The organism is Segatella copri, assembly GCF_024330485.1.
GTDB classification, from domain to species: domain Bacteria; phylum Bacteroidota; class Bacteroidia; order Bacteroidales; family Bacteroidaceae; genus Prevotella; species Prevotella copri_L.
In genome coordinates this window covers 19,353-44,577 of sequence record NZ_JANDWX010000014.1, presented here as the reverse complement: position 1 = coordinate 44,577, position 25,225 = coordinate 19,353, and the positions used below count along the sequence as shown (strand labels likewise).

Genomic DNA, 25,225 nt, shown 5'->3' with positions numbered 1-25,225 from the left:
GGGCGCTTTCCTTGCGTTTTCTTTTGCGCTTTTCTTGCTGCTTTCCTTGCGCTTTTTATTGCTTCGATAACCAGTCTTTATCCTTCTGGTCTTCTTCGAAATCTTTTTCTGAGAAGAGGTTGGTCTGACCGGTCAGTTCGTCAATCACCTGTTGCTCGCTTTTGCCAGCATCTGGATCAAGGTTTTCACCTTCATTCTCTGAGTCAGAACCATCCGGTTCCTCATCATTATCCTCAGAAGGAGGTTCTGGGAATCGGGTTGGCTCCAGTTCTTCTATGCTGTCAATCTTGAATGTCGTGAGACGCTTACCCTTTGCCTTGAAACTCTTCTGCGCAATGAACTGTTCGGCATCGATTTCTTCGGCAGGACGGATGGCATCCACACCGCCATAAGTAACCTTGATAAGTGGATAAATCGTATCCGTAAGCAAGATGAACTTGCAGTTAGGGTTCTCTCCCATGAAATTCTGATGGCGCTTGGTGGCATCCATCGTGAATCGCTTGATGTATGGATATCCCTGATTGTCGGCATCGTAAAGGATAGCCGTCCAGATCTTGTGCTCATCCCATTTCTCTAAGCGGATGATGTTGTCCTCGTAGTGGTTGTTGACATCGAAATTGGTGATGTAGAATTCACCGTTGTCGAGTACTACCAAGATAGAATCATCATCATTGAATTCGCCCAGGAAGCGGCCGTTCTCATCGTAGTTGATGCGGTTTACGTCTGGGTCGAACCAAACCTTTCTGCCTCCTAACGTGCTGTGGCCGTGACTCTTCAGACCGATACGGCGAATAGGGCGCTTGGTCAGGAGATTACCTTTTGCAGCACGTCCCTTAATCAGAATGTCAGAGAAATCCTTCTCCAGGAAGATGCTCTGGCGCTTCTTCGTCAGGTCGGGCTCCATCGTACACTTGATGATTTCTGCCTCTCCATTCGGATTGGCGGTGAAATAGATGACGCGGCTGCCAGGTGTACCCTGGGTGATGTCATACAGCTTGTCGCGGGTCATGGCGGTTACGTTGAATCGCTTGATGAAGTAATCGCCTTGTTTGCCGTCGCGGTAAACACAGTTGTAGATGGTGCGTTTGTCGTTCTTCTTGAATACCTGAACATGGAGGATATTCTTGCCAACGAATATTTTGTCGGCTACCTTGGTGACTTTAAACTTGCCATCCTTATAAAAGATAATGATGTCATCGAGGTCGGAGCAGTTGCATACGAATTCATCTTTCTTCAAACCTGTACCAACGAAACCTTCCTGACGGTTGATATAGAGTTTCTGGTTAGCCTCTACCACCTTAGTCACCTCAATGGTATCGAAGTTTCTGATTTCTGTTTTGCGAGGATGGTTCTTTCCATACTTGCCCTTGAGATATTCAAACCAGTTGATAGTTACATCGGTCATGTGAGCCAGGTCGTTCTCAATCTCTGCAAGTTCAGCTTTAATCTTCATCAGCAGTTCGTCTGCCTTATCCTTATTATATTTAAGGATTCGCTGCATCTTGATTTCCAGGAGTTTGAGAATGTCCTCGCGGGTAATTTCCCGATGGAAGGCATATTCTACCATACCCTTACCGTCTACTTCGGCAGTAAAGAGTTTGTCCTTGAATGGCTCGAGTTTTGAATCGATGAAGGCAACAACCTCATCCTGACTCTTACTCTGCTCAAACTTTCGCTCCTTGTAGATGCGTTCCTCGATGAAAATCCGTTCGAGAGAAGAGAAGAAGAGCTGTTCCTCCAATTCACCCTTTCTGATCATCAGTTCCTTGCGCAGCAATCCCATAGTGCGGTCTACGCTGTGGCGCAACACATCGCTGATGGTGAGGAATACAGGTTTGTTGTCTTCGATGACACAGCAGTTGGGCGAGATGTTGATTTCGCAATCGCTGAATGCGTAGAGTGCGTCCATCGTTTTGTCTGATGAGGTACCTGGTGCCAGATGCACAAGAATCTCAACATTTGCCGAAGTAACATCGTCTACCTTGCGTGCCTTAATCTTACCCTTTTCTACCGCTTTGGTGATAGAATCGATGAGGCTGCCTGTAGTCTTACTGAATGGTATCTCGCTGATAACGAGTGTCTTGTTGTCGAGTTTGTCTATCTTGGCTCTTACCTTCAATGCACCACCTCGCTGTCCATCATTGTATTTACTTACATCGATGGCACCGCCTGTAGGGAAGTCGGGATAGAGTTGGAATGGCTCGCCCTTGAGATAGTGGACGGCAGCATCGCAAATCTCATTGAAATTATGTGGCAAAACCTTACTGCTCAATCCCACGGCAATACCCTCGGCACCTTGTGCCAGGAGCAGCGGGAATTTGGCAGGGAGCGTGATAGGCTCCTTGTTTCTGCCATCATAAGAGAGTTGCCAGTCGGTGGTTTTAGGATTGAAAACCACATCGAGAGCAAACTTAGAGAGGCGTGCCTCGATATATCGGGGAGCAGCAGCACGGTCGCCCGTAAGAATGTTTCCCCAGTTACCCTGCGTATCGATGAGCAGGTCTTTCTGTCCCATCTGTACCAAAGCATCTCCGATAGACGCATCACCATGAGGGTGAAACTGCATGGTATGTCCCACGATATTGGCAACCTTGTTGTATCTTCCGTCGTCCATGCGCTTCATAGAGTGGAGGATGCGTCGCTGTACCGGTTTCAAACCATCCTCAATATGAGGAACGGCACGCTCGAGGATCACATACGATGCATAGTCGAGGAACCAGTTTTGATACATTCCGCTGAGGTGATGTACAGCAGAAGCATCGAATCGGTTCACCGGCTTATAATCGGAATGTTCTTCGGTCGAAATCTCCTCGTTGGCATCTTCCGCAGCATCCTGTTCAGATTCTGCAGAAGAATTTTCCAAATTTGGCGATTTTTCCTCTTCAAGACCGTTTTTATCTTTAATTTCGTCGCTCATATATAGCTTTTAATACTTATTTTATTAATTTATGGCAAAAATACAACAATTTTTCGAGAAAAAAGAGTATCTTTGCCGAAAATTTGAAAAAAATAAGATTTAATCATGGCACAGGAAGATGTTTTTAAGAAAATTGTAAGCCATTGCAAGGAATATGGCTTCGTGTTCCCAAGTAGTGAAATTTATGATGGCTTGGCTGCCGTTTATGACTATGGTCAGAATGGTGTTGAGCTCAAAAACAATATCAAGCAGTACTGGTGGCAGAGTATGGTATTGTTGCACGAGAACATTGTTGGTCTCGATGCAGCTATCTTCATGCACCCTACAGTATGGAAGGCATCTGGACACGTAGATGCTTTCAATGACCCATTGATTGATAACCGCGATTCAAAGAAGCGTTATCGTGCCGATGTGCTCATCGAGGATCACATGGCTAAGTATGAGGAGAAGATTGCCAAGGAGATTGCCAAGGCTAAGAAGCGTTTCGGCGATAGCTTTGATGAGGCTCAGTTCCGTGCAACTAATCCTCGCGTTCTGGAGAACCAAAAGAAGTTTGATGATCTCCATGCCCGCTATACTGAGGCTATGCAGGGTCCTAATCTGGAGATGCTGAAGCAGATTATTGAGGATGAGGGTATTGTCTGCCCTATCAGCGGTACCAAGAACTGGACTGATGTCCGTCAGTTCAACCTGATGTTCTCTACCCAGATGGGTGCTGCCAGCGATGCTACAAGCAAGGTATATCTCCGTCCTGAGACAGCTCAGGGTATCTTCGTAGATTACCTGAGTGTTCAGAAGACCGGCCGTATGAAGTTGCCATTCGGTATCTGCCAGATTGGTAAGGCTTTCCGTAACGAGGTTGTAGCCCGTCAGTTCGTATTCCGTATGCGTGAGTTCGAGCAGATGGAGATGCAGTTCTTCTGCCAGCCTGGTACTGAGATGAAGTGGTTTGAGTATTGGAAGAAGGTTCGTCTGGCTTGGCACGAGGCTCTCGGTATGGGTAATGAGAATTACCGTTACCACGATCACGAGAAGCTGGCTCACTATGCCAATGCTGCTACCGACATCGAGTTTAAGATGCCATTCGGTTTCAAGGAGGTAGAGGGTATCCACAGCCGTACCAATTTCGACCTTTCTCAGCACGAGAAGTACAGCGGCCGTTCTATCAAGTACTTCGATCCAGAGAAGAACGAGAGCTATGTACCTTACGATGTAGAGACATCTATCGGTGTAGACCGTATGTTCCTCAGCGTAATGTGCCACTCTTACTGCGAGGAGAAGCTGGAGAATGGCGAGACACGTGTTGTTTTGCGTTTGCCAGAGGCTTTGGCACCTGTTAAGTGTGCTGTGTTCCCATTGGATAAGAAGTATGGTTTGCCAGAGTTGGCTCACGAAATCGTTGACGAGCTGAAGTTCCACTTCAATACTCACTATGGCGATCCTAAGGATTCTATCGGTAAGCGTTATCGCCGTCAGGATGCTATCGGTACTCCATTCTGTATCACCGTAGACCACGAGACTCCAAACGATCATAAGGTAACTCTGCGTTATCGTGATACCATGGAGCAGGAGCGCGTAGCTATCTCAGATCTTCGCAGCATCATCGAGGAGCGCGTAAGCATCACTAGCGTATTGAAGAAGCTTGGCAAGGAAATCAAGAACTTCTAATTAATCAAATACATTTAGATGAATCTTAAGAGTTTGAAATATTTCTTCTTCCTCATGATGGCAGTGATCACACTGTCATCATGTAGCGAAGATGATGATACTGTCTCGGAATATGCCAACTGGAAGGAGCGTAACGAGCAGGCTTTTGCCGATACATTGGCTTATGCCAGGAAGATGGGCGAAGCTAACGGCTGGTACGTTTATAAGAACTGGACGTTCGAAAAACAGACTCCGAACAAAGATCAGAATGGTAATTTAGTGACCCTTACTTATAAGGATTGCGATAATATCATCGTTCATGTTCTGAAGGAGGGAGAGGGTACAACTTCTCCAATCCTTACCGATTCGGTACAGGTGAGCTATCGTGGCCGTTTCATTCCTACTGATAATTATAAGGAAGGTTACGTCTTCGACCAGAGTTTTACGGGTACTTTTGATGCAACTACAGCTAATCCTACCCGTAGTGTGGCCGGTGGATTTATCGATGGCTTTACCACCGCATTGCTCAAGATGCATCCGGGCGACCATTGGCAGGTGTTCATTCCATACCAGCTGGCTTATGGCGAGAGTGGTAATTCTTCAATCCAAGGCTATTCAATGCTCCGTTTTGAGATGGTGCTCAAGAGTTATAAGAGAGCTTCTGGCAAGAAGTGGATTACTGAATAATAAGAATAAAGATTTAGAGAAAAGTATGTGCATATGTTTGAAATGATATATGCACATATTTTTTTGTATGAGCGATATACGAGAAATTAATTTATGCTTTATAGCAAGAAGACAGATTATTTGATGGAGTCGATTCGCCTGGGTAGGGAGATGGATCGGCGCGAGAAACTCAATCTTATTGTAGGGTTGAGTATACCTTCTATGCTGGCTCAGATTTCTACGGTGATGATGTTCTTCATCGATGCTTCTATGGTGGGTCATCTGGGAGCTGAGGCTTCTGCCAGTATCGGATTGATTGAGTCTACTACCTGGCTTATAGGTAGCTTGCTCAGTGCAGCGGCTACTGGCTTTTCAGTACAGGTGGCTCATTTTATCGGAGCCAATGATTTTGCAAATGCCCGTCAGGTGTTTCGTCATGCGCTGATTTGCGGTGTGGCGTTCAGCATTTTTGTTTCTCTTCTCTGTGTCGGCATTCATGGTTATCTGCCTTATTGGCTGGGTGGAGGTGCTGATATTGTCACCAATTCCTCTCGCTATTTTCTGATATACGGTCTGGTACTTCCATTCGTTTTCCTTTATCATATATCCGAGATGATGCTGAAATCTGCGGGCAATATGCATACACCTAGTGTGATGGCAGTATTGATTTGCATCTGCGATGTGATATTCAATTACCTGTTTATCTATATCCTGAAGTTGGGTGTTGTGGGGGCTGCCTTAGGAACGGCGATGGCTTATGTCTGCATCTCTCTGCCTAATCTTTATCTTGCAGGTTTCAAGAATAAGATACTGAATCTCCGTCAGGACCATGTCCGTTTCCGTTGGGTCAGGTCGTATGTTCATAATGCCTGTAAAATAAGCATTCCGATAGCCATACAGAACATATTGATGAGTGGGGCGCAGATAGTGAGTACCATGATTGTGGCACCTCTTGGCAATATAGCCATTGCTTCCCATTCTTTTGCTATAACGGCAGAGAGTCTTTGCTATATGCCGGGTTATGGAATTGGTGATGCGGCTACCACTCTGGTGGGACAGACGCATGGAGCAGGGCGAGTAGGTTTGTGCAAGAATTTTGCCTATATGACAGTAGGACTGGGAATGGCTGTGATGGCTGTGATGGGAGTGGTGATGTATGTCTTTGCTCCTGAGATGATTGGCGTTCTTTCTCCGGTAGAAAGCATCCGTGAGATGGGTACCATCTGTTTGCGCATCGAGGCTTTTGCTGAACCATTCTTTGCAGCCAGCATCGTGACCTATTGTGTTTGTGTAGGAGCGGGCGATACCAGGAAACCGGCGATGATCAATCTCGGTACCATGTGGCTGGTGCGCCTCACTCTGGCTTATGCGCTTTCCAAGAGCTATGGTTTGGAGGGAGTATGGATAGCGATGGCTACCGAACTCACATTCAGGGGAATCCTCTTCCTTATCCGCCTCTTCAGAGGTTCATGGATGAAGAGTTTTCATGTAGGTTAGGATTGGTTTTCTGCCTCCAATGTTAGTTTTAGGTTAAGATTTGCATACATCGGGAAGATATTCTCTAAAATGTTTGCAAATCTTTTTTATTTTTCTTAATTTTGCATCGCAGACAGTAACCATGTCACAGGTTTTGTCGTTATATATAGGCGAACTTGTTAAGTAGCATGATATATATAATAAGGTATAAAGAAAGAATGATATAGAAATCAATAAATATATAAATAATTAAAATCAGATGAAACTAAGAAAGATTTTTGCAGCAGTTGTGCTGTTCCTTTCTGCAGGTACAGCGATGGCACAGCAGATGCCAGCTATTCCGGTAGACAAGAATGTGAAGATAGGTCGTCTTGATAATGGATTGACTTACTACATTCGTCACAACAGTTATCCTGAGCATGTAGCCAGTTTCTACATCGCTCAGAAAGTGGGTTCTATCAATGAGAATGATGACCAGCGCGGTTTGGCTCACCTCCTCGAGCACCTCGCCTTCAACGGTACCGATCACTTCAAAGGTAATTCCCTCCAGGATTACCTGCAGAGCATCGGTGTGCAGTATGGCCGTAATCTCAACGCCTATACAGCAGTAGAGAAGACAGTTTATTACTTCACAGATGTTCCTACTACCCGTACAACAGCCGTAGACTCCTGTATGCTTATCCTCAAGGACTGGAGTAATGGTATCAGTCTTACAGAGGATGCTATCGAGAGCGAGCGCGATGTGGTACACAATGAGTACCGTATGCGTATCGTGGGTCAGCAGCGCATGATAGAGCGTTCACTTCCTAAGCTCTATCAGGGCGAAAAGTATGGCTACCGTTTTCCTATCGGTTTGATGAGCGTTATCGATGGTTGTAAACCAGAAACTCTCCGTGCTTACTACCGCAAATGGTATCGCCCAGACAATCAGGCTATTATCATCGTGGGTGATGTAGATGTAAATCATATCGAAGCTAAGATTAAGGAACTCTTCTCAGGTATCAAGGTACCTAAGAATGCCGCTAAGATAGAGAAGGTAGAAGTATCTGATAATGATTCTGCCATCTATGTTATCGACAAGGATAAGGAGCAGCAGGTTGATCTCTTCCAGGTTTATATGAAGCACAATGCTGTGCCAGATTCTCTGAAGAGCAACATGAGCTATCTCCTGAAGGGATACATGGATAGCGTGATTTCTTCTATGATTGCTGCCCGTTATGCTGAGAAGGCATTGGAGCCAGACTGTCCATATCTCCAGGCAAATGCCGGTGATGGTTCATACCTGATTTCAAGTACTAAGGATGCTTTCACCCTTACCGGTGTTGCTAAGCCAGGAAAGATTAAGGAGGCTTATGCTGCTGTTCTCCGCGAGGCACAGCGTATGCATGAGTTCGGTTTCACAGCTACTGAGTATCAGCGTGCCAAGGATGAATTCATGAGCCAGGTTGACAAGGCGCTTGCCAACAAGGATAAGATGAAGAACGAGCAGTTTACCACCCAGTATGTGGATAACTTCACTTCTAACGAGCCTATTCCGTCAGTAGAAGAGGAGAGTCAGATCTGGAAGATGGTAGTTCCAAACTTGCCTCTTGAGGTTATCAACAGCTATGCCAAGCAGTTGGTTTGCCAGAGCGATACCAACCTTGTATCATTGGTTATGATGCGCGAGCAGGCTGGTGCCGTTTATCCTACAGAGCAGGAACTCTCTGCCATCGTAAAGCACGTACGTGCTGAGAAGCTCGAGGCTTATGTGGATAATGTTAAGCAGGAACCTCTCATCGCTCAGGCTCCTAAGGCTGGTAAGATTAAGAAGACTGTTGAGAATAAGAAGCTGGGCTTCAAGGAGTTGACTCTTTCTAATGGCGCTAAGGTGGTATTGAAGAAGACTGATTTCAAGGACAATGAGGTTGCTTTCGCAGCTTCAGCCAATGTGGGCTATTCTACTTTCGGCAAGGAAGACTTCCTGAATGCTGCATTTGCAGCAGATGTGCTCGATGCTAGTGGTCTTGGCGATTTCTCAAGCAATGAGCTTGATAAGGCTTTGGCAGGTAAGCAGGCTGGCGTTTCGTTCAGCTTGAGTCCTTTTAATCATGGTTTGAAGGGTAATTCTACTCCTAAGGACATCGAAACCCTGATGCAGCTCATCTATCTCAAGATGACCGCAGTAAGCAAGGACCAGAAGAGCTTTGACAATATGAAGAGCATGATGGCTACTGTTCTTGCCAACAAGAGCAACAACCCAAGCCTCGTATATCAGGATTCTGTTCAGAGCACCCTCTATTTGGGTAGCAAACTTGCCCGTGTGCCAGAGGCAAGCGATATAAAGGATATTAACTACGACCGTATCCTGGAGATTGGTAAGCAGTTCTACGGCAATGCCAAGGACTTCACCTTCTATTTCGTAGGTAACTATGATGAGAAGACTCTCCTCCCACTCATCGAGCAGTATATCGCCAGTCTGCCAAACAATGGCTTCAAGCTTAAGAACAAGCAGATTCCTTATGCTAAGGGTAAGGTAAGCAATGTCTTTACCAAGGCAATGGAGAATCCACAGAACCAGGCAACAGAGATCTGGTATACCAAGGCTCCATTCACCTTGCAGTATATGGTTCTTGCTGATGTTTCAGCCCGCCTTTTGGAGATGAAGTATTTGCGTACTATCCGTGAGGAACTCAGCGCTGCTTATCATGCAGGTGCAAACTATGGTTTGCTTCGCGATTATGATAACAAGGCTGCCATCTCTATTTCTGCCGTGGCTCAGCTGAACCCAGAGAAGTCGGATATCGCTATTCCTTACTTCTTCAAGGGTATGGACGAGACCGTAGCCCAGCCAAATGCAGAAGACCTTCAGAAGGTAAAGGAGATTCTCCTGAAGCAGGCTGCTGTTAGCGAGAAGTCTAACGGTTATTGGCTTGGTGCATTGAGCACATACGAGCGTATGGGTGTTGATACTCATAGCGATTACAAGGAGATGGTGAAGAATCTGAAGGCATCTGAGATTTCAGACTTCCTGAAGAATGTCATCTTGAAGAGTGGTAATCATTTCGAGATCATCATGAAGGCAGTGAAGAACGAGAAGTAAAATCTCGGACTTGATATAATAAACGAAAAAATCCCGTTGTACGAGCCAAATGGCTGACAACGGGATTTTTACGTTTTTTTCTTTTCCCAAAATTTTTGAAACTCATCATTTAAGAGTCGTTTCGAAAAATCTCTCTTTAAAAAGAAAGGATGCGTCTTTATATTGTATAAGAGCATCATCTTTCCTCCTTTACTTCTTGTTTCTGAAGAGTATTAACCTCTTCTCTTTGCCTTAGAGGCAAGAGCCTCTCGGCGATCCTGAAGAATCTGTTGGCATCTATCGATAGCCTGATTCTGATTTTCTGAATTTACCTTAATTAAATCATTCATAACCTATTGATATTTGTTAACCGCTTGCAAAGATAGGGGTTTCTACCTATTTCTAGGTATAAAATGCATGAAAATACGTGTTTTATTCGTTATTTTTTGATGTATGTCAAAAAAAAGTGCAATCGTTTGAGCAGTTTTCCCCCTTTAGACCGATAATTAGTATTTCCTGAACGATTTTTTTCATTATCTTTTAAACGAATTGTCATCGCAATCGTCTATAATAACGTAGAAAGAGCAGAAATGCTGAGTTTTTAGGGAGATTCATACCGCGAAATAGGGATTTTTCTTATCGTATTTCCGATTTTTTTGCGAACTTTGCACCCGAAAGAACAATAGGAAGTATTGGGTATATATAAATAAGAGTGATAAAATAAATATATAGAAAGCAATGAAAAAGGTATTTCTTTTGGCTGCCCTCGTGCTCGCATGCACAGCTGGCAGCAACGCAAGCGCTATGAACGAGGCAGCGCTCAATGCCTCAATGTCTGAGATGATGCCGGTTAAAAAAACGACTAAGAAGACAACAAAGAAGACTTCGAAGAAGACTTCTAAGAAGACTACGACCAAGAAGACTTCTACAAAGAAAACAACTTCTGCTACATCTAACACAACAGCTGCGACTGCAACAACAACTGCAGCAACAACCAGCAATGCCGCTACATCTACCAGTGCAACCAGCAATGCAGGCTCAACCGTTGCAGGTATCTTGGGTGCTGTACTGGGTGGGAACTCTAACAGCAGCAGCTCTGCAGGTAGCAGCATTATCAATGGCATTCTGAATAATGTAATCGGTTCAGGTACCTTCAGCAAGCAGGATCTCTGTGCCCATACCTGGAAGTACAGCAAGCCGGGATGCGCCTTTACTTCTGAGAATCTCCTGGCAAAGGCTGGCGGTGAGATTGCTGCCAACAAGGTAGAGGAGAAGTTGGGTGAGTATTACAGCAAGTTTGGTTTCAGCGGCTCAAATACCTATTTCACTTTCAAAACTGATGGAACTTTCGCAGCCAAGATTGACGGCAAGTCATGGCAGGGTAATTATACTTTTGATGAGAAGACTCATGCCATTCAGATGAAGGGCTTGCTCTTGAGTATGTCGGGCTATGCTACGAAGACTACCAACGGCATCAGCCTGCTTTTCGACCAGACAAAGTTGCTCAACCTCATCAAGACCATGGGTGCCCTCAAGGGCAGTTCTACGCTCAGCGCTATCGGTACTATCGCCAATAATTACGATGGTATGCGTGTAGGTTTCGAGATGACTAAGTAATCCTGAAGGATAGAATCCATAACTGAACCTTCTGTTGGAGTGGGCTCAGTCAATAGAAATCGCCCTGTAAGAAGTAAAGCATCTTTCAAGCTATGCTTTGCTCTTTACAGGGCGATTTTTCTTGTTTATTTCACGCTCAGTTTCATTGTCTTTACATCCTTGCTGTTGGTTCCTATCATAATCTGGAAGTCGCCAGGTTCTATCACGTGCTTCAGATCTGCGTTGTAGAACTTGAGCATATCTGGGGTGATATCAAAGCTTACCTCCTTGCTTTCACCTACTGCCAGATGGATGCGCTGGAAACCTTTCAGTTCCTTTACAGGGCGGGAGATGCTGGCTACCATGTCACGGATGTAGAGCTGCACAATCTCGTCGGCATCGCGGGAGCCATTGTTCTTAACGGTGACGCTAGCTGTAATCTTCTTGCCATCCTGCCATTCGGTAGCCTCCTCATGGCTGATGCCGGCCTCCTGGCTGCTCAGGCGGAAGTTGCTGTATGAAAAGTAGGTGTAGCTCAAACCGTAACCGAAAGGATAGAGCGGACCATTGCTTACATCCAGACAGTTGCTGGCAAACTTGGCAAACTTCTCATTATCGTCTGCTACAGGGCGGCCGGTGTTTTGATGGTTGTAGTAGAGAGGCTCCTGACCGGTGGTCTTAGGCATCGAAGTAGTGAGCTTACCCGATGGCGATTTGTCGCCAAAGATAACATCGCAGAGTGCATCGCCCATCTCTGAACCTCCAAACCATACATTCATGATGGCTGGTACATGGGCTTTCTCCCAAGTAAGAACCGTAGGACGGCCCGCAAAGTTGAGGAGCACAACAGGCTTGCCCGTCTTCAGGAGTTCGGCAAGCAGTTCGCGCTGTACGTCCGGCATCTCCAGGTTGGTACGGCTACCGCATTCGCCACTCATCTCGGCACTTTCGCCCATAGCACATATAATGACATCTGCCTCTTTAGCTATCTTCAGCGCTTCAGCCTTCATCTCAGCCTCGTTGCCCCAGTTGATTGGCTTGCCGGATTCGCCGTTTTGCTGCAGTTCCTGATTGCGCCAGATATTGCTTCCCTGGGCATATAATAAGGTGGCTTTTCCGGCAAGTGCATGCTCCATTGCCTCCTTGATGGTGGTATATTTAGATGGTACCTGAGCCACGCTCCATGTACCGGCTATGTTGTTTCGGGTGTCGGCAAGCGGACCTATCAGGGCTATCTTTCCTTCCTTTTTCAGTGGCAGGATATTGCCTTCGTTCTTCAGGAGCACGAAGGTCTCTGCTGCTACATTGCGGGCTGCCTGACGGTTCTCTGCGGTGTAAATCTCGCTCTTGCTGCGCTTGGTGTTGCAGTAGCGGTAAGGGTCGCTGAACAGGCCCAGTTTATATTTCGTTTCCAGAATGCGGCGGCAGGCGATGTTCACATCCTCCTCGCTCACCTTTCCTTCTGCTATGCTCTTTGCCAGATGCTTTACGAAGGCGTTGGAGCACATGTCCATGTCGGTACCAGCCTTCAGCGCCTGTTCTGAAGCCTCCTGGATGTCTTTTGCCGTTCCGTGCTGCAGAATCTCGGCGATAGAAGCGTAATCGGTGACCACGAAACCGTTGAATCCCCACTGCTTTCTCAAGACATCGGTCATCATCCATTTGTTGGCTGTAGCAGGTATGTAGTCGATGAGATTGAATGAAGACATCACGCTGCCTACGCCAGCTTTCACCACTGCCTCGTAAGGTGGCAGATACTGGTTCATCATGCGCATACGGCTCATATCTACCGTGTTATATTCCTTTCCGCTCTCAACGCCTCCGTACAGGGCAAAATGCTTCAGACAGGCCATGATGCGGTTGGCTCTCAGAATCTCTTCTGTGTGCATATCCACGCCCTGGTAGCCCTGAGTCATCGCTGCTCCCATCACGCCGCTCAGATAAGGATCCTCGCCATTTCCTTCGCTTATTCGTCCCCAGCGGGCATCGAGTGCAATGTCTACCATAGGAGAGAATGTCCAGTTGATGCCGTCGGCACTTGCTTCCTTGGCCGATACTTCGCCTACCTTCTTCATCGCCTCGGTATCCCATGAGCAGGAGAGGGCGAGAGGGATAGGGAACATCGTTTCGTAACCATGAATCACGTCCATACCTACGAGCAGCGGGATGCCCAGACGGCTGTTCTTGATGGCGATTTCCTGCAGAGCCTTGATCTTATCGAGGCCTTTGATGTTGAAAACTCCGCCCATGTTACCCTGGGCGATATCGCTGCCTACCTGGGTGTCAAGTGCGCCGCCGGTGGTGATGTCGCCAGCTACCATCAGGTTCAGCTGACCAATCTTTTCCTGTAGCGTCATCTTCGCCATCAGTTGGTCGATATACTCCTTCATGGGTAGAATCTTGCCTTTCTTGGTTGTGGCAGTTACTTTTTTCTTAGGGGCTGCGGTATGGGCGAAAGCAGGTGCTGCCATAGAACCAGCCAAAAGAAATGTGAGTGATAAAAGTGCTGTTCTCATTGTTTATTATGTTAATTGTTATTTTTATGTTTATCTTCTGCAAAGATAATAAAAAAGATGATACGATGCGCGATACGAATGTTAAAATGTGGATGAATTTTTCTTTTTTAGATAAAAATATGTCTGATAATGAGATGGATAAGAAAAATGGAGGATATATAAAAAGTGGATGCGGTATAGGCGAAAAATGCGAAGAAATCTACATTTCTTCTATATTTGATTTGTCGTTTCCGATTTTTTTATTACTTTTGCACATGAAACCTCATGAAAATGAATCAATCTTAAACGGAATCAAGTTGATGTATCGCGTAAATGAATTATGGGGAAAGGCATTCTTCTTCCTGCTCTTGGTCTTGATGCCTCTTTCTCTTGCAGCAAAAACAACAGATAATATAGAGCAGCTTTTTCAGAGTCTGGACAACGCTATTGCCCATTCGGCTGATTATGTGAAGGTACGTGAAGCCCGAATTCGCGATTGGGAGCAGAAACTGAAGGCGGCAAGGCGGCTAAGCAGTAAGTATGATGCCTGCTTTGCGCTCTTTGAGGAATACCGCTCCTACAAGAACGATATGGCGCTGAAATATATCAACCGATGTATGGAACTTGCCTTCAGAATGGGCGATAAAAAGAAGGTGGGAAATGCCAAGGCGCTGCTTGCTTTCCAGGAATCTACCACGGGCGATTATGCCGAATCGTACGACCTGCTGAAGTCTGTCAATATCGCTGATCTTGATGCTGAGGGCAAACGCAACTACCTCTGGGCTTGCCAGCACCTGTATGGCGAGATGGCATATTATTCCAACGTTCCTTCCTTGAAGAAATATTATGCCGGCAAGCATAATGCCTATCAGGCTGCAATAGACAGCACATTCAGCCATGATGATGATTTTTATCTGCAGATGCAGGAGGTGAGGACACGCGATGCAGGCAATATGAAGGAGGCTTTGCGATTGAGCGATAAGCGGCTGGCGATGACGAAACCGGGCACCCATCAGTATGCCATCGTTCAGTTTTATCGCGGCTTGACCTACAATCAGTTTGGTGATAAAGAGCAGTTCCTCCGCTGCCTCTTGCGTTCTGCTATCTGCGATGTCCAGTTGGCTGTGATGGATCAGGGGTCTCTCTGGGAAGTTGCCAATCTGCTCAACGCCGAACTGGGCGAGCAGAAGCGCTCTCACGAGTATATCAAGTTTGCCTGGAAGTCGGCTACCGTTTTCAATACGCCTATCCGCAGCCGCCAGATCATGCCTGTGCTCACGCAGATTGAGGAGGGCTATCAGAAAGAACTTTCAGCGAGCAACCAGCATCTGCGGCTCATGGTAGCGTGTTCAGCCTTGCTTCTCTTTGTGGTTATGCTCTTGCTCTACTATGTCAACAAGCAGCGCAAGCGCATTGCTGCGGCCCATCATAAGCTAAAGGAAACCAACCATGCCTTGCAGTTGGCAAATGAGCGTCTTAACGAGATGAACCAGTCTCTTAACGAGATGAACCAGTCACTCAACGAGAGTAACAAGATGAAGGAAGTATATATTGGTCGATTCCTGCGCCTTTGTGCCATCTATGTCGACAAGATAGAGACCATGCGCAAGCGAGTAGTAAAACTGGTGAAGGCAAGAGAACTCAACAAGTTGCTGGAGCAGATGCAGGCTGGCGAGGCCTACATGGGCGAGTTGTATGAGTATTTCGATTCCGCCTTCCTGAAGCTCTTCCCTGACTTTGTTGAGGAGTTCAATGCCCTCTTGAAGCCTGAAGAGCGTATCGTGCTCGAAGATGACTGCCGTCTTTCTACCACCCTCCGTATCTTTGCCCTTATCCGTCTGGGCATCGAGGACAGTTCTAAGATTGCCGAGTTCCTTCACTATTCTGTGAACACTATCTATAATTATCGCGCCAAAATCAAGAATAGTGCCATCTGTGACAGGGAAGAGTTCGAGCAGCGCGTGAAGCAGATTGGCATGAAATAAGCCTTTCTGGGCGTAATGGCGCAAACTTGCGAAAATTCAGGAGTAAATGCTGCAGATACCCATGCGCCCTGTTTTAGGGTGTCAAGTGGGCTAATCTTCTGATAATCAGGATATTGATATTTTTGAAAATCCCCGTTTCTACAAGTTTGTCAATGGATGAAAAGCAGGGGAAAACAATAAAAGTTTGTTACGGCGTTTCACCGTAACAAACTTTTATGCGTTATATTTATTTCCTCCCTCCGTTCAATTTCTCAGAATCGGATCATTCTTTTTTAAAAAAGCTCGAAGGCTTTCTTGAGCTTCAGGTTATCGGCTGCATTACCGACAAGAGCCTCAAACTTTCCGGCTTCAGCCTTCCAGGATGAAGATGCCTCATCGTAGAAACTGAGGGCCTCTTTGCTGATGGTGATGCTGATATCCTTGCTCTCACCTGGCTGGAGATAAACCTTCTGGAATCCCTTCAGCTCCTTCTGAGGGCGGTCTACTGATGACTTGACATCGTGGATATAGAGCTGAACCGTCTCGGCTCCGGCACGCTTTCCTGTATTCTTTACGTTTACGGTAAAGGTGATTGTGCCGTCCTGCTTCATCTGTATCTTGTCGCTGCGCAGATTAGAGATGGCAAACTGGGTGTAGCTCAAGCCGTGACCGAATGCAAAGGTAGGCTTGATGCGCTCCTTATCGGTCCAGCGGTAACCTACATAGATGCCTTCCTTATATTCCTCATCAATGATGTTGCCCTTCGTGCCGGCTCCACCTTTCTGGCGCCAGGTTCCCGGGTAGGTATTGAGTGCATGAGCACCTGTTTCCTTCAGCGAGTTGACCCATGTAAACGGCAACTTACCGCTAGGGTTGGCCTCGCCTGTAAGGATGCTTGCAAGGGCTTCGCCGCTCTCCGAACCGATGAACCAGCCCTGTACGATGCCGGCAACCTTAGCCTTCCAAGGCATGGCTACCGCATTGCCCGAGATGTTGACATAAACGAAGTTTCTGTTTGCCTTAGCCAAAGCCTCGATCAGCTTATCCTGATGGTATGGCAGCTCATAATGCTTGCGGTCGTGACCCTCACAGTCCTGAAAATCGCTCTTGTTCAGACCACCAAACATGATGACATAGTTGGCAGTCTTGGCTTTCTCTACGGCTTCGGCTATCAGTTCAGCCTCGCTGCGCTTGTCTTCCAGGTTCTGGCCGGTTGTAACGCCATTGTAGTTGCCCGTTACATCGCCCACATATCCGCGGGCATAATCTACCTCGATGCCGTCCTTGCCCAAGCGCGTCTTCAGACCATCGAGAGGCGAAATCTCGCGCTGTACCTTGAGCGAAGAAGAGCCTCCGCCTACGGTCATCATCTTGATGGCATTCTCGCCCACTACCAGCACGCGCTTAGCCTTCTGGGTGTTGATAGGGAGCACATTGTTCCTGTTCTGGAGCAATACGATGCCTTCCTCAGCAATCTGTCTGGCAGCTGCATAATGGCTCTCGGAACAGAGGAAACCATGAGGGCGGTTCGGATTCATCGTGGTGCGATAGAAGAGGCGCAATACGCGGCGCACCTTATCGTCCAGCTCCTTCTGGGTGAACTTGCCTTCCTGTATGGCCTTCATGTAAGGCATGGAGAGATAATAGTTGTCGTAGGCATTGGTAGCGCCCATCGTAAGACCGTCTGTCCAGGTGCCGAACTCCATATCCAGTCCGTTCTTTACAGACTGCTCCAGGTCGTGGGCACCGCCCCAGTCGCTCACCACGACACCATCATACTTCCAGTCGCCCTTCAGAATCTTGTTCAGGGTCCACTGGTTGTGGCAGTTGTGCTCATTCTTATATAGGTTGTAGGCTCCCATGATACCCCATGTCTTACCCTTCTCAACAGCCGCCTTGAAGGCAGGGAGATAGATTTCGTGGAGAGCACGGTCGCTGACGATTACGTTGACCTGATGGCGATATTCCTCATCGTTGTTCAGGCAATAGTGCTTTACGCAGGCTGATACGCCCTTAGACTGCAATCCCTGGATATACGGCACAACCATGATGCTTGCCAGGAACGGATCTTCGCCCATATACTCGAAGTTGCGGCCGTTGAGAGGCGTGCGGTAGATATTGACGCCAGGGCCCAGAATCATGTCCTTGCCGCGATACAGGGCTTCTTCGCCCAATGCTTCGCCATAGATGCGGCTCATCTGCGGATTCCATGATGCGGCAAGACAGGTGAGGGCAGGAAAGGCTACACAGGAGTCGTTGGTCTGACCAGCCTGTTCCCACTCATCCCACAATACGTCAGGACGCACTCCGTGAGGTCCGTCATCCGTCCAGAAGTCAGGAAATCCCAAGCGTGGTACACCGGCTGATGAAAACTTGCTCTGAGCATGGATGATGCGTATCTTCTCTGCCAGCGTCATGCGAGAGATGGCATCATCGATGCGCTGCTCTACCGGCTTGGTCTGGTCGAGATAGACAGGCAATTGTCTGGTAGTCTGCTGTGCCTGAGACGGAGCGATGGCTGCCACAGACACGACACATGATAAAATGAACTGTTTCATAAGTTAATGAATATTTATTATGGTTTGTTTATTTCTTGCAGTTGTTTGTTATGCACACCGCCTCTCACGTTTTTTGTGCGTTTAGGCGTATATGCTCATTCATCTGCAAAATTACTAAATAAATAATGAAAAAATGATGTGTGATAAGTGAAAAGTGGATGGGTGTAAAAATATAACTTTTGTAAGTTGTTGATAATGAGAAGTATAATGAGCGATGTGCGTTATTGAAAAGTGGCAGAGTGTGAACACTGAAATATACTGATATAACGTTTCAGGGGTGTTCTAGCCTCATTTTCTCCATTTTACCCCATCCACTTTCGTATAGTTATTAAAAATAGATAAGTATCTGAAAACTAGCGATATAAGTTGTTTGAAGCAAGTATTTTTCCCACTTATCTGTTGAAGGGGCTAGGAATTATCAAAAAATCATATTATATTTGCAATCGGAAACACGGCTTAACGCATTTTAGGAAATGCACAGCCGCACAGTCTTAAACATTATTATAATAGAGTGAACTAACAAACAGATATTTTTCTAAACTAATAATCGAATATGAAAACAAAAAGTCTATTGCTGGCGACTGCATTATTGATGTCGACGTCAGCGCTCGCACAGAAAAACACCTTTAAGGGTGTCGTGTTGGATGACCTGGGTGAACCCGTTATCGGAGCCACCGTACAGGTTAAAGGCGTCAAGGGTGCCGGTGCAATTACCGACCTTGATGGTAACTTTGTCATCGATGCAGATGCTAACCAGACCTTGGTTATTACCTACATTGGCTACAAGGATGCTGAGATCCGTCCTTCAGCCAACATGAAGATTACTCTGAAACAAGACGACAAAGCTTTGGACGAAGTGGTTGTTGTAGGTTACGGTGTTCAGAAGAAGAGCGTGGTAACTGCTGCTATCGCTAAAGTGAGCACCGAAGATTTGGCTGGCAAGAGCCCAGTGCGTGTTGATAACGCATTGAAGGGTCTGGCTGCCGGTGTCAACGTAACCTCTTCTTCAGGTCAGCCTGGTGCATCTCCTAAGGTTCGTATTCGTGGTACAGGTACTATCAGCAATTCAGATCCTCTCTACATCGTAGACGGCATGCCTATCGAGGGTGGTCTCGACTATCTCAACCCTAGTGATATCGAGAGTATCGAGGTGTTGAAGGATGCTGCTTCGGGTGCTATCTATGGTGCCCGTGCTGCCAACGGTGTAATTCTCGTAACCACCAAGAAGGGTAAGATGGGCAAGGCACAGATCAGCTACAATTTCTCTTACGGCTGGCAGAGCGCATGGAAGAAGCGTGATGTAACAAGCGCCACTGACTACGCCATCCTTCAGAACGAGCGTGCAGTGAATGGTGGTCAGGCTCCTATCTATGCTGATCCATACAAACTGACTGACTCTAATGGCAATCCTATCAATGGATTTGGTACTGATTGGCAGGACTTGGTATTCAACGACAATGCCCCTGTACAGAACCATGAGGTAAGCATCAGTGGTGCATCCGATAAGATCAACTACTACCTCTCCATGGGCTACTACAAGCAGGAAGGTATCGTAGGTGGTAACTACGGACAGAGCAACTATGAGCGTCTCTCTATGCGTAGCAACAACATTTATAATGTATTGGATGCCAGCAAGGATCGCAACTTCCTCAACAAGCTCGATGTAACCGTCAACATGGCTTACACCCGTGTAAAGAGTACAGGTATCGATGCTAATAGTAATGGCTCTGTATTGGGTAGTGCCCTCTATCTTGCTCCAACATTGGCTCCTACGGTAACCAATAGCAATGTGGCGAAGAAGTATTATAATACCTACGAGGATCCTAATACATACGATGCAGATGGTAATATTACAGGTACTCGTGATACTTACGAGCTTCTTCGTGATGCCAATGGCAACTATTATACCATCCCAGGTATGGGAGGTACCTATCAGGAGATGAACAACCCTCTTGCCATGATGGCGCGCCCAGCAGCTAAGAACTGGTCACATAAGTTTGTGCCTAAGTTCTCTATCGACCTCCAGCTCTGGGATAACTTGAAGTATCATTTCACTTATAGTGCAGACCTCAGCTTCTGGGGTTCAGATAGCTACACCGCATCCAAGTATTACCTCTCTGGTAACGTCAAGGCTGAGCATACCCAGGCTTACAAGAGTTCTGACAAGGGTATCAACTGGCAGGTGGAGAATACTTTGACATATGATAAGACTATTGGCAAGCATAGTTTTGCTGTTGTCTTAGGTCAGAGTGCAATGAAGAATAAGAGTGATTATCTGAACGGCAGCCGTTGGAATCTTGTGAATGTAAACAAGCCTTCTATCGACTATGCTACTGGTAAATATAGCCAGACCATCGTGAAGGATGCTGAAGGTAACATCATCTCTGTAGGTGCTCCAACCATTGAGCATGCTGTATCAGGTGGCAATAATGTAGTGCATGCTATATCTTCTCTCTTCGGTCGATTGAGCTATAACTATGATGAGAAGTACATGCTTCAGGCTACAATCCGCCGAGATGGTTCAAGCCGTTTCGGACCATCTCATAAATATGGTACCTTCCCATCTGCCTCTATCGGATGGAATATTATGAACGAGAAATTCATGGAAAGTACTCGCGATTGGTTGAGCAACTTGAAGTTCCGTGCCAGCTGGGGTAAGAATGGTAATGATAACATCGGTGACTTCCGTTATACCGTATTGACCGCTATGGGCAACAACGTGCTCTTCGGAAAGAATGCAGTCAAGTTTAATGGTTCTAAGGCGAATGCCACAGCCAATGAAGACTTGAAGTGGGAGGAGAGTGAGCAGACTGATATCGGTTTCGACTTCGGTTTCTTCGGCAGTGCGCTGACATTCTCAGCTGACTATTATGTAAAGAAGACCAACGGTATGTTGATTACTATGCCTATCCCAAGCTACGTAGGTGAGACCAAGCCAATCGGTAACGTGGGTGACATGAAGAACTCAGGTCTTGAGTTTGAGCTCGGCTATAAGTGGCACATCTCTGATGCTCGCTTCAATGCCAAGGCTAATGTTACCTATCTGCACAATGAGTTGACCAACCTCGGTAATGATACAGGTTACATCGACCTCGATGGCTTCCTGGGTATCTCTGGTGGTGGCACTCGTGGATCTAACGGTCAGCCTTTCCCATACTTCTATGGTTATAAGACAGCTGGTGTGTTCCAGAATATGGCAGAGGTTCAGGCTTACGTCAACAAGGATGGCAATATGATTATGCCAGATGCCAAGCCAGGTGATGTACGTTTCGTAGATGTTAATGGCGATGGTGAGATTTCTCCAGACGACCGCACCAATATTGGTAATGGTACACCAAAGTGGACCTTCGGTTTCAACTTCAATGCAGAGTGGAAGGGCTTCGACCTCAACCTCTTCTTGCAGGGCGTAACGGGTAATAAGGTATTTGATGCAACCTATCGTACAGATGTGTTCTCTGGCAACTTCCCTACTTGGATGCTCGATCGATGGACTGGCGAGGGTACCTCCAATAAGTATCCTATTCTGAAGAATGGCGATGCTACCAACTGGCAGGTTTCAGACCTCTATCTTTGCGATGGCTCTTACTTGAGATTGAAGAATATCTCTTTGGGTTACACCTTGCCAAAGCAGCTTACACAGAAGTTGTCTATCAGTCACTTGCGTTTCTACGTGATGGCAGAGAACCTGATTACCTGGACCAAGTATTGGGGCTTCGACCCTGAAATCTCATCAGGTGGAACTTCTCTCGGTGTAGACTATGGTGTATATCCACAGGCTCGCACCTACACCATCGGCGTAAACCTTTCATTCTAAAATAAGAACCTTTAAAATAAAGACTATTATGAAGACAATAAAATATATAGCTTTAGGAGTGTTGGCAACCAGTATGACACTGGCAAACACATCTTGCAGCGACAGCTTCCTAGAGGTGGAGAACCCATCAGGTGAAAACCTCGAAGAATATTATACCACAGATGCCCATATCAATGAGGCTCTGAATGCGGCTTACGATCCTATCCACTGGCCAGACTGGGGATTGGGACAGTATAATGCTCTCAATATCGATGCCGAGATAATGGGCGATAACTTCTGGGTAGGCGGTTCTAACAAAACCGATCAACAGCACTGGCACATGCTTGCCAACTATGAGGCAAATGCCAGCAATACCCTTAGCTCACTTTGGACAGTGGACTACTCAGGCATCAAGCGTTGTAATGACCTCTTGAAGTATTTGGGCTGGGCAGAGGCAAACTTGAACGAGAAAAACAGGGCATCTTATGAGATGCAGGGTAGAGCCCTCCGTGTATATTTCTACAATAACTTGTGGCACTACTTCGGCAATATTCCTTTCTATCTGGAGAACTTGTCTGCTCCTTACACAGCCCCACAGCTCAAGGCTGATGAAGTATATGACAAATTGATAGTAGAGCTTGAGGCTGTAATTGACTCCAAGGTCCTGCCAATGCGTTGGGACGATGCCAACTGTGGAAGAATGTCGCAGGCCATGTGCTATATGATGTATGCCGAGATGGTGATGTATCAGAATGACAAGACTCGCTATCCTAAGGCTCTCCAGTATATGCAGGAGCTCATCGCCGACAAGAGTGACTATGATATAGTAGACGATTACGCCTCTATTTGGAAAGAAAGCGGCGAATGGTGCAAGGAGAGCATCTGGGAAGTAAACTATGAGGATGGTAACAACGAGCGTGGTTGGGATTCACCATTGGCTATTGGTGGTACAATATTGCCTACCTTGATTTCTCCAAACTCTTGGCCTGGTGGCGATGGTTGGAACCAAGGCGGTGACGGTTGGGGATTCCTACCTGTTCGTACCGAAACCTATGCTCTGTTTGCTGACAACGACAAGCGCCGTGATGCTACTGTATGGGACTGTCGTGGCGTGAAATATACCAAACGTTATGAGGATACTGGTCTTTGGCTGGCCAAGTATCGTCCGTTCACAGAGAACAATGCTGACGCAGGTTTCGATAATAACCTTAACTATAATAACAATCTCCGTGTATATCGCTTGGCTGAGGCTTACCTCAATGCTGCAGAGCTTTTGTTGGAGACAGGTGGCGATGCTAATCAGGCTAAGGATTATGTGAATAAGATTCGCAACCGTGCAGGAATCGCAGAGCTTGGAGCCGTAACTCTGGATGATGTTATCAATGAGCGCCGCTTGGAGTTTGTAGGTGAGGGTAAGCGTTACTTCGACTTGGTTCGTACAGGCAAGGCTGCCAGCGTATTGGTGCCAGACAGCTACGGCTATCGCACCAACTCCTGGACAGAATCCAAGAAGTATGTTCCTATCGCTCAGGCAGAGCTTGACTCTGATCCTGCTTTGGTTCAGAATAATTATTAAAACTTATTAAGGTAGAGGAACAATAGTTTCCTCTACCCCCTAATAAAATATTAACTTTAAGATTTCAGCAATATGAAAAAGATATTTCGAAATATGGCTTATGCTCTTCTGGGTGGATTGATGCTCAGCGCATGTTCTGCAGAGGAGTTCTCTGGTGCCAACGGTGAGTTGCCTAATGTAGCCGACTTTGCCGACAACTTCAAGATTGATGTAGACCAAGAGACCAACACAGCCAACTTTTCTTTTGGTGGTGCAGAGGGAGTAAGCCCGGTATGGGTGATAGATGGTGCCTATTCTTCTGCTTTCAACCTCTCTAAGTATTATCGCAAGAAGGGTACTTACGATGTGGAGTGCTTTGTGAAGAACCGTAATGGTATTAGCAAGGAGAGCGTCAAGAAGCATTTCACGGTGGAGAAAACCAAGATGAATGGCTTCGCAGGTTTCGTAGAGGACAGCGAGTTTAATCTCTTCAAGAGAATTACCTTCCCTGAAAAACCTTCTGCTGGCTATTATGCTCCAGGATGGACCCAAATTGCTGACCCGGTTTGTAGCTACAGCAAGGGATGCTATACATTGAAGCTCCCTAAGGCAACTACCGAACGTTGGCAAGCTCAGGTTCCTTTCAAAAACTTAGGTATCTCTACTAGCGCAGATAAGCATTATGACTTCTCTTGCATCATTACATCTGCCAAGGGACATAATGCCGTTAAAGTGAAACTTTGTGATTCTGGAGAAGGTGGTGACAATATCATCCTTTTCGATTCCAAGGATGCAAATACAAAATTGGAAGCAGGTGAGCCTAAGTGTATTTATGGTTCAGACCTCGAAGGCAAGGACATCAATAATTTGAAGATTGTATTCGACTTTGGTGGTAATGCTGCTGATGACGAAATCATGATAGAGAGCCTGGTACTGAAAGATCATGCCAACGATGATGGTACTGTGGTTCCTGTAGAATTGAAGGTGCCATTCGACTACAATACAGCGGGTAACCTTTGGAAGGATATTGATGCCAACAAGTCATTTACTGAGGAAACTTGGTATGGTGATGCTTCTTGGGCACAGATTGATGTAACTCCTGTTATCAAGCATGAGGGAAGCAAGCACATCATTATCGTGCCTTGTGAAACTCCTGCTGAGCTATGGCACGCACAGTGGAAAATGCTTGGTATTCCTGTATCTGCCAAAGCTGATAGCAAGATTGATTTCTCTTGCAAGGTTACCACTTCTGCTCCATTGCCAATGATGACATTGAAGCTTTGTGATGACGCTAATGATGGAAACCTCTTCTTCCAGGAGTCTACTGATGTTAAAGGCGAATACGTCTTCCGTTATGAGAACCAACCAAACAGTACGAAAGAAGCTGATGGCGGTCCTCAGGATATGAGCAAGATGAAACTCGTCATCGACCTTGCTGGTGCTCCTAAGGATGCCGAGGTAACCATCAGCGACATTGTTTTGATTGTGAAATAGGCT

12 protein-coding genes are annotated in these 25,225 nt (G+C 46.4%); 9 read left to right on the top strand and 3 right to left on the bottom strand.

The window, feature by feature from the left end:
• Positions 1-55: 55 nt before the first annotated feature.
• Positions 56-2,917, bottom strand: a complete 2,862-nt coding sequence (locus tag NNC77_RS09325; RefSeq protein ID WP_254970539.1) for a DNA gyrase/topoisomerase IV subunit A — start codon at positions 2,915-2,917, stop codon at positions 56-58.
• Positions 2,918-3,022: 105 nt separating this feature from the next.
• Between NNC77_RS09325 and NNC77_RS09320 the strand changes: the two genes are divergently transcribed.
• The 5 genes from NNC77_RS09320 (at position 3,023) to NNC77_RS09300 (ending at position 11,384) form a co-directional block, all read left to right on the top strand.
• Entirely contained in the window at positions 3,023-4,585 is a 1,563-nt protein-coding gene (locus NNC77_RS09320) for a glycine--tRNA ligase (RefSeq protein ID WP_006848488.1), read from the top strand.
• A gap of 18 nt (positions 4,586-4,603) precedes the next feature.
• Positions 4,604-5,251 (top strand): FKBP-type peptidyl-prolyl cis-trans isomerase, encoded by a 648-nt coding sequence (locus tag NNC77_RS09315; protein ID WP_254970541.1) that lies wholly within the window; start codon positions 4,604-4,606, stop codon positions 5,249-5,251.
• A 93-nt stretch (positions 5,252-5,344) separates the two neighbouring features.
• Entirely contained in the window at positions 5,345-6,727 is a 1,383-nt protein-coding gene (locus tag NNC77_RS09310; protein ID WP_254970543.1) for an MATE family efflux transporter, read from the top strand.
• 238 nt (positions 6,728-6,965) lie between these two features.
• The gene (locus tag NNC77_RS09305; RefSeq protein WP_254970544.1) at positions 6,966-9,788 is read left to right on the top strand and encodes a M16 family metallopeptidase; all 2,823 of its coding nucleotides are present in this window, start codon (positions 6,966-6,968) and stop codon (positions 9,786-9,788) included.
• A gap of 717 nt (positions 9,789-10,505) precedes the next feature.
• The gene (locus NNC77_RS09300; RefSeq protein ID WP_254970546.1) at positions 10,506-11,384 is read left to right on the top strand and encodes a DUF4923 family protein; all 879 of its coding nucleotides are present in this window, start codon (positions 10,506-10,508) and stop codon (positions 11,382-11,384) included.
• Between the two features lie 125 nt (positions 11,385-11,509).
• On the opposite strand, the gene bglX is transcribed toward NNC77_RS09300, so the two are convergent.
• Complete coding sequence (bglX, locus tag NNC77_RS09295) at positions 11,510-13,879, bottom strand: beta-glucosidase BglX (RefSeq protein ID WP_254970548.1); 2,370 nt, start codon at positions 13,877-13,879, stop codon at positions 11,510-11,512.
• Positions 13,880-14,133: 254 nt separating this feature from the next.
• Here bglX and NNC77_RS09290 point away from each other — a divergent pair, with 254 nt between their 5' ends.
• Positions 14,134-15,843: a DUF6377 domain-containing protein gene (locus tag NNC77_RS09290; protein WP_254970550.1), complete on the top strand. Its 1,710-nt coding sequence runs from the start codon at positions 14,134-14,136 to the stop codon at positions 15,841-15,843.
• A gap of 272 nt (positions 15,844-16,115) precedes the next feature.
• Here the strand turns inward: NNC77_RS09290 and NNC77_RS09285 are convergent, their stop codons facing one another.
• Positions 16,116-18,380, bottom strand: a complete 2,265-nt coding sequence (locus tag NNC77_RS09285) for a glycoside hydrolase family 3 C-terminal domain-containing protein (protein WP_254970551.1) — start codon at positions 18,378-18,380, stop codon at positions 16,116-16,118.
• A 553-nt stretch (positions 18,381-18,933) separates the two neighbouring features.
• Between NNC77_RS09285 and NNC77_RS09280 the strand changes: the two genes are divergently transcribed.
• The 3 genes from NNC77_RS09280 (at position 18,934) to NNC77_RS09270 (ending at position 25,222) form a co-directional block, all read left to right on the top strand.
• The gene (locus NNC77_RS09280; protein WP_233338435.1) at positions 18,934-22,194 is read left to right on the top strand and encodes a SusC/RagA family TonB-linked outer membrane protein; all 3,261 of its coding nucleotides are present in this window, start codon (positions 18,934-18,936) and stop codon (positions 22,192-22,194) included.
• Between the two features lie 28 nt (positions 22,195-22,222).
• Positions 22,223-23,749, top strand: a complete 1,527-nt coding sequence (locus tag NNC77_RS09275; RefSeq protein WP_118190271.1) for a RagB/SusD family nutrient uptake outer membrane protein — start codon at positions 22,223-22,225, stop codon at positions 23,747-23,749.
• 72 nt (positions 23,750-23,821) lie between these two features.
• Positions 23,822-25,222, top strand: a complete 1,401-nt coding sequence (locus NNC77_RS09270) for a hypothetical protein (RefSeq protein ID WP_147330104.1) — start codon at positions 23,822-23,824, stop codon at positions 25,220-25,222.
• The last annotated feature ends 3 nt before the right edge of the window (positions 25,223-25,225 follow it).

Bases quoted from the DNA above. Each gene is read 5' to 3' on its own strand.
- NNC77_RS09275 (WP_118190271.1), top strand. From the start codon at position 22,223: ATGAAGACAATAAAATATATAGCTTTAGGAGTGTTGGCAACCAGTATG.
- NNC77_RS09285 (WP_254970551.1), bottom strand. From the start codon at position 18,380: ATGAAACAGTTCATTTTATCATGTGTCGTGTCTGTGGCAGCCATCGCT.
- NNC77_RS09325 (WP_254970539.1), bottom strand. From the start codon at position 2,917: ATGAGCGACGAAATTAAAGATAAAAACGGTCTTGAAGAGGAAAAATCG.
- NNC77_RS09290 (WP_254970550.1), top strand. From the start codon at position 14,134: ATGAAACCTCATGAAAATGAATCAATCTTAAACGGAATCAAGTTGATG.
- bglX (WP_254970548.1), bottom strand. From the start codon at position 13,879: ATGAGAACAGCACTTTTATCACTCACATTTCTTTTGGCTGGTTCTATG.
- NNC77_RS09270 (WP_147330104.1), top strand. From the start codon at position 23,822: ATGAAAAAGATATTTCGAAATATGGCTTATGCTCTTCTGGGTGGATTG.
- NNC77_RS09300 (WP_254970546.1), top strand. From the start codon at position 10,506: ATGAAAAAGGTATTTCTTTTGGCTGCCCTCGTGCTCGCATGCACAGCT.
- NNC77_RS09320 (WP_006848488.1), top strand. From the start codon at position 3,023: ATGGCACAGGAAGATGTTTTTAAGAAAATTGTAAGCCATTGCAAGGAA.
- NNC77_RS09310 (WP_254970543.1), top strand. From the start codon at position 5,345: ATGCTTTATAGCAAGAAGACAGATTATTTGATGGAGTCGATTCGCCTG.
- NNC77_RS09315 (WP_254970541.1), top strand. From the start codon at position 4,604: ATGAATCTTAAGAGTTTGAAATATTTCTTCTTCCTCATGATGGCAGTG.
- NNC77_RS09305 (WP_254970544.1), top strand. From the start codon at position 6,966: ATGAAACTAAGAAAGATTTTTGCAGCAGTTGTGCTGTTCCTTTCTGCA.
- NNC77_RS09280 (WP_233338435.1), top strand. From the start codon at position 18,934: ATGAAAACAAAAAGTCTATTGCTGGCGACTGCATTATTGATGTCGACG.